The organism is Xanthobacter autotrophicus (assembly GCF_029991245.1).
Taxonomy (GTDB): Bacteria; Pseudomonadota; Alphaproteobacteria; order Rhizobiales; family Xanthobacteraceae; genus Xanthobacter; species Xanthobacter autotrophicus_C.
The window spans coordinates 1-5,526 of record NZ_JAIVFO010000211.1 but is presented as its reverse complement, the minus strand read 5'-3'; the positions used below and the strand labels follow the sequence as shown (position 1 = coordinate 5,526).

General features: G+C 69.6%; 6 protein-coding genes and 1 pseudogene. 4 read left to right on the top strand and 3 right to left on the bottom strand.

The genetic code is table 11. The features are described from left to right. The 3 genes and pseudogenes from K9U41_RS21580 to K9U41_RS21570 all read left to right on the top strand — a co-directional run. Nucleotides 1-277: pseudogene (locus K9U41_RS21580) on the top strand (flagellar motor protein MotA); the annotation flags it as partial. 68 nt (nt 278-345) lie between these two features. Continuing rightward, the gene (locus tag K9U41_RS21575) at nt 346-1,371 is read left to right on the top strand and encodes a peptidoglycan -binding protein (protein WP_282642897.1); all 1,026 of its coding nucleotides are present in this window, start codon (nt 346-348) and stop codon (nt 1,369-1,371) included. A gap of 156 nt (nt 1,372-1,527) precedes the next feature. Next, the gene (locus K9U41_RS21570; RefSeq protein WP_282642896.1) at nt 1,528-1,980 is read left to right on the top strand and encodes a GNAT family N-acetyltransferase; all 453 of its coding nucleotides are present in this window, start codon (nt 1,528-1,530) and stop codon (nt 1,978-1,980) included. 39 nt (nt 1,981-2,019) lie between these two features. On the opposite strand, the gene K9U41_RS21565 is transcribed toward K9U41_RS21570, so the two are convergent. Further along, entirely contained in the window at nt 2,020-3,855 is a 1,836-nt protein-coding gene (locus K9U41_RS21565; RefSeq protein WP_432715844.1) for an ABC transporter transmembrane domain-containing protein, read from the bottom strand. 91 nt (nt 3,856-3,946) lie between these two features. On the opposite strand from K9U41_RS21565, the gene rpmE reads away from it, so the two are divergent. Continuing rightward, a complete protein-coding gene (gene rpmE, locus K9U41_RS21560; RefSeq protein WP_012112862.1) occupies nt 3,947-4,171 on the top strand; it encodes a 50S ribosomal protein L31 in 225 nt (74 codons plus the stop codon). 108 nt (nt 4,172-4,279) lie between these two features. Here rpmE and K9U41_RS21555 read toward each other — a convergent pair whose 3' ends face one another. Together K9U41_RS21555 and K9U41_RS21550 are read right to left on the bottom strand one after the other, a co-directional pair. Further along, nucleotides 4,280-4,645, bottom strand: a complete 366-nt coding sequence (locus K9U41_RS21555; protein WP_282642895.1) for a hypothetical protein — start codon at nt 4,643-4,645, stop codon at nt 4,280-4,282. A gap of 354 nt (nt 4,646-4,999) precedes the next feature. Beyond that, the gene (locus K9U41_RS21550; protein ID WP_432715843.1) at nt 5,000-5,188 is read right to left on the bottom strand and encodes a DUF1192 domain-containing protein; all 189 of its coding nucleotides are present in this window, start codon (nt 5,186-5,188) and stop codon (nt 5,000-5,002) included. Nucleotides 5,189-5,526: the final 338 nt, after the last annotated feature.

Sequence of the window (5,526 nt, the reverse complement as noted above, 5' to 3'; positions counted from 1 at the left end):
GCCCCTCGCCCTGCCCCCGCCGCAGCCGGCGTTCGACGTCGGCCCGCTCGTCTCGGCCATGTTCCGGCTGGAGAAGACCATGACGGAAGCCGGGTCCCAGAGGGTCACCACCGCCATGGCCCAGTTGGCCGAGAGCCTGCAGGCCCTCGTCACCCACATGCGCTCGGAGCAGGCGCTGCTGAAACAGATGGTCGAGGCGCAGGGGGCCCAGAACGAGGAACTCAGGCGGCTGGTCCGGCGCCTGGAGGACGAGACCTCGGGCCGGGGCAAGGCATGAGCGCCAGCGGAGGTCGGAGCGTGAGCGCCAGCGGAACTCAAAGCGTGAGTGGAAACGGGAGCTGAGCCATGGCCTTGGGCAGACGCGGCCGCGACCGCCAAATCGATTACTGGCCCGGCTTCGTGGACGCTCTGTCCACGCTGCTGCTGGTGTTCATCTTCCTGCTGTCCGTCTTCATGCTCACCCAGTTCTTCCTGACCCAGGAAATGTCGGGCAAGGACAATGTGATGCAGCGGCTGCAGGCCCAGATCCGCCAGCTCACCGAGCTGCTGTCGCTGGAGCGCGCCACCGGCCAGACCGCAGATGGCGAGCTTGCCACCCTGCGGGCCTCGCTGGAAGCCACCGAAAGCGAGCGTGACCGCCTCAAGGGCCAGCTTTTCGCCGCCCCGGCCCCCGCCTCCGACGATGGCCGCACCCGGGCATTGGCCCGCGAGGTGGACCTCCAGAAGGACGTGGCGGCCCGCGCCGTCGCCCAGATCGAACTGCTCAACCAGCAGATTGCGGCCTTGCGCCGGCAGATGGCGGCGCTGGAAGAGGCGCTGAACGTTTCCGAAAAGCGCGACGCGGAAAGCCAGACCAAAATCACTGACCTTGGCCGCCGGCTCAACGTGGCGCTGGCCCAGAGGGTGCAGGAACTGACCCGCTTCCGCTCGGAGTTCTTCGGCCGCCTGCGCGAGATCCTCGGCAACCGGCCGGACGTGCGCGTGGTGGGCGACCGCTTCGTGTTCCAGTCGGAAGTGTTCTTCGACCGCGGCGCCGCCACCCCGCGCCCCGAGGCGCTGGCGGAGCTGGACAAGCTGGCCGGGGCCATCCTCGATCTGGAAAAATCCATCCCGCCCGATATTTCATGGGCCCTGCGCATCGACGGGCACACCGACAACCGGCCCATCGCCACGCCGCAGTTTCCCTCCAACTGGGAATTGTCGGCGGCACGGGCCATCGCAGTGGTTCAGTACCTCATTTCCAAGGGCGTGAGCCCGCAGCACCTGATCGCCGCCGGCTTCGGCGAATACCAGCCCATCGACGCCGCCGCCGCCACGGAAGACGCCCGCGCCCGCAACCGCCGCATCGAGCTGAAGCTGACGGAGCGGTGAGGGCACGCGATCTCTTCGAGAGCGGCGTCAACCCGCGCCGGAAGCGTTAAGAGGCCAGCAACCCGTCTGGCTCAGGTTGGATGCCCGGATTTGACGGCGAAGAAGGTGGATCGGCACCAGCCGCCCCGTCGTCATGAGCCAAGGCGTGACATTCCCATGCCCTACACCCTCGCGCCCGCTCTGCCCGCCCATCGCCCCGCCATGGCGCAGCTGTGGGTGGAGAGCTGGGTGAAGACCTTGCCGGAGATCGATTTCGAGGCCCGCCGGCCGTGGCTCGAAAGCCATCTCGATGAGCTTGCGGCAGGGGGCGCGCTGATTCGGGTGGCGCTGGACGGGGAGGGAGCGGTGGCGGGGTTCGTGGTCATCCATCCCGGCACCGGATATCTCGACCAGTTGGCCGTCGCTCCGCGCGTCTGGGGCCGGGGCGCGGCCGAGGCGCTGATGGACGAGGCGCGGCGGATCTCCCCGGCCCTCGTCGCCCTCGACGTGAACCAGGACAATCCCCGCGCGGTGCGCTTCTACGAGAAGATGGGGCTCGCCATCGTCGCCGAGGGCGAGAACCCCATGTCCGGCCGCCGCACCTTCCGCATGGAATGGCGCGGCACCTGAGCACAACGCTCTCGGCACCGCTCAAGCGCGGCGCGGGCTTTAGGCCGCGTTGAACTGGAGCTGGGCGAGGCGGGCGTAGAGGCCGCCCTTGGCCACCAGTTCGGCGTGGGTGCCCTCGTCCACGATGCGCCCCGCCTCCATGACCAGGATGCGGTCGGCTTCCAGCACGGTGGCAAGCCGGTGGGCGATGACCAGGGTGGTGCGCCCCTCCATGGAACGCTCCAGCGCGGTCTGCACCAAAGTCTCGCTTTCCGCATCGAGCGCGCTCGTCGCCTCGTCGAGCAGCAGGATGGGGGCGGCGCGCAGGATGGCGCGGGCGATGACGATGCGCTGGCGCTGGCCGCCGGAGAGCGTCACCCCCCGCTCGCCCACCGGGGTATCCCAGCCCTGCGGCAGGCGCGCCACGAACTCGTCCACCGCCGCCGCCTGCCCTGCGGCCTCCACCTCGGCATCGGTTGCGTCGGGCCGGCCCAGGCGGATGTTGGCCCGCACGCTGTCGGCGAAGATGGCAACCTCCTGCGGCACCAGCGCGATCTGCCGGCGCACGTCCACCGGATCGGCGCTGCCGATGTCGATCTCGTCCAGCAGGATGCGACCGGCCTGCGGATCGTAGAAGCGCTCCAGCAGTTGGAACACGGTGCTCTTGCCGGCCCCGGACGGCCCCACCAGCGCCACCCGCTCGCCGGGCCGGACGGTGAAGGAGACGCCGTGCAGGGCGTTGTCGTCGGCCCGGGTCGGGTAGGCGAAGGAGACCTCGTCGAACCTTATGGCGCCGGACAGGCGCGCCGGCAGCGCCACGGGGTGGGCCGGGGTGCGCACCTGGGGCTCCACCCTCAGCAGTTCGCCGATGCGCTCGGCGGCGCCGGCGGCGGCGGAGACCTCGCCCCAGGTCTCGGAGAGATTGCCCAGCGAGGCGGCGGCCAGCACCGCATAAAGCACGAACTGGCTCAGCGCCCCCGAACTCATGGTGCCGGCGAGCACCGACTGGGCGCCCGCCCACAGCACCGCGACAATGCTGGCGGTGATGAGGAAGATGGCGACGCCGGTGAGCCAGGCCCGCGCCCGCGTCGCGTCCTGCGCGGCGGTGAAGGCCTCTTCCACCGCCCCGTCGAAGCGCGCCCGCGCGGCGCCTTCCGCGCTGGAGGATTGCAGCGCCCGCATGCCGTTGAGCGCCTCGGCGGCATAGGCCGAGGCATCGGCCAGCGTGTCCTGGGCATGGCGGGTGCGCCGGCGCACCTTGCGGCCGGAGGCCACCAGCGGCAGCACGATGACGGGGATGGCCACCAGCACGAGGGCCGACAGGCGCGGGCTGGTCACCACCATCATGGCGATGCCGCCCACGCACAGGACGAGGTTGCGCAGAGCGGTGGAGGCGGAGGCGCCCACCGCCGACTTCAGCTGCGTGGTGTCCGCCGTCAGCCGCGAGGTGAGCTCGCCGGAGCGGGCGGTGTCGTAGAAGGCGCCGTCCAGCGTCACCAGACGGGCGAAGACGGCGGTGCGCAGGTCCGACACCACCCGCTCGCCCAGGGTGGTCACAAGGTAATAGCGGGCGGCGGAGGCGGCCGCGAGCACCGCCGCAACCGCCACCAGCACCGCGAAATAGCGATCCACCAAGGCGGCATGGTCGGCGGCGAAGCCGAAATCGATCATGCGCCGCACCGCGAGCGGCAGCGCCAGCGTCGCCAGCGCCGCCACCAGGATGGCGACCAGCGCCGCCGCCACCCGGCCGCGATAGCGCGACAGGTAGGGGGCAAGGCCCCGGAGCGGCTTCAGGTTGGCCTTGCGGCGCCGGGAGGCTTCGCCCTCGGGCGCGGCGCCCGTGAGCGCGTCGTTCTTGGGGGCAGTTGAGGTGTCGGCTTGTGTCAAAGCATGCACTCGGTTATAGACCCGCCACTTCCGTCAGGAACCGAAATTGACGCTGCCGGACCCCGGGAGGGCGTCGGCGTGGCGATAAAGGATTGAACCAATGAAGAGCGACATCCACCCCGACTACCACTTCATCAAGGTGGTGATGACGGACGGTTCCGAGTACACGACCCGGTCGACCTACGGCAAGGAGGGTGACACCCTTCAGCTCGATATCGACCCGCGCACCCATCCCGCGTGGACCGGCGGCACCCAGCAGCTGATGGACCGCGGCGGCCGCGTTTCCCGCTTCAAGAGCAAGTTCGGCGCCCTGCTGAAGGGCTGATCGGCGCCCGCCGCGGCATCCGGCCCTGCGTATCTGCGTCGCAGGGCCTTACGGTGCGGCTTCGCCGTTCTGGCGCTGGGGAATCCCTGCGCCGTTCAGTTCATCGCATCACCAGATGAAGCCGCGGGCGGTCGTGCCGCCGTCGCGGCTTTTCGCGTTGCGTGATGCGCCGGCGGTCTCCACCGCCGCCGCGACCTGAAGGCGCGCTGCGAGCATGCCGCAGAGCGTTGCGAGTTCCAGCGCCCCGATCCGGGCCGCCGCCGGCAGCCGTTCGACCAGCCCGGACGGTAAGGCCAGATGAAGCCGCGCGGCTTCGCGCCCGAAAGCATCGGGTGCCAAGTCGCCGTCGCCCAGCATATCGAGCATCAGCAGCGCCGAAGACGCATCCAGCACAAGGCGGCGCAGGGCGTCGGCGGAAGATGGGTCGAGCGGGGTCGAGGACAGGCGCGCCTGCGCGGAGGCAAGCGTCTCCATACCTCCACTGAAGATGGCGGCAGATGCCGCCCCGTCCCGGTCCCGCACTGCCGCGCTCCTCACACAAGGGCGTGCATCAAGCGGAACGGCGCCGCGCGCGTAAAGGGGCCAGGCCTGCAAAGGGCTGGGGATATCGGGCACCCCACGCAAAGAAGAGCCGCCTTGCGGCGGCTCCGAAGTCTGACAGGGAGAGTTGCCAGGTACTCGGTCCAGGTACTTGGTACAGGTACGCGCTCACATGTCCGGTCAGGTGTTTGGGAGGAACGCTGCGGACAAGTGGAGTTTGGCAGGCAGGGATTAAGGCCGCCTTAACGCGTCGCCGCTAAAAACCCTGCCCCCTTTCAGCCAGCGCCCTTACAATTTGAAAGCGGCATCGGCCGCGGCGCGGGAGGCGAGCTTGGCTTTGAGCGCTGTCTCCAGGCGCGCGATCTCGGCCTTGAGGCCGACGATGCGCTGCTCGATCTCGTCCACGGACAGGCGCGAGATATCCGCCACAATCGGCGGCTCGCGCGGCGGGGGCAAAGCGTCGTCATCCATTGGCATCTTGCGCACCCCTCCCTATTGTCGCCTCGCGTGGCGGAGCGGACTTCAGGTCCGAACCGCCCCTCCTATTTTGCCCGTCCCCGCTTCAGTTTAAAGAGCCTGCTCGCAACAGCCGCCAACGCCTTGCCGGGAAACGGGTTGGACCGGCCGGAGCCTGTTCTCGCCCCGCCGCCCCCAGGTCCTTGCCTAAAGTCGCTCGCCTCAGGCGGCCGCCGCCAGTCTTTTCGGAGCCGTTCATGTCGTTCCCTGCCCCATTGCCTGAAACCATGACCGCCATCCTCATCTCCGCGCCCGGCGGGCCGGAGGTGCTGGTGCCCGGCACCCGCCCGGTCCCCTCC

Excerpts from the sequence above, each read along its gene's own strand:
- K9U41_RS21575 (WP_282642897.1), top strand. The coding sequence starts at position 346 with ATGGCCTTGGGCAGACGCGGCCGCGACCGCCAAATCGATTACTGGCCC.
- K9U41_RS21570 (WP_282642896.1), top strand. The coding sequence starts at position 1,528 with ATGCCCTACACCCTCGCGCCCGCTCTGCCCGCCCATCGCCCCGCCATG.
- K9U41_RS21555 (WP_282642895.1), bottom strand. The coding sequence starts at position 4,645 with ATGGAGACGCTTGCCTCCGCGCAGGCGCGCCTGTCCTCGACCCCGCTC.
- K9U41_RS21550 (WP_432715843.1), bottom strand. The coding sequence starts at position 5,188 with ATGCCAATGGATGACGACGCTTTGCCCCCGCCGCGCGAGCCGCCGATT.
- rpmE (WP_012112862.1), top strand. The coding sequence starts at position 3,947 with ATGAAGAGCGACATCCACCCCGACTACCACTTCATCAAGGTGGTGATG.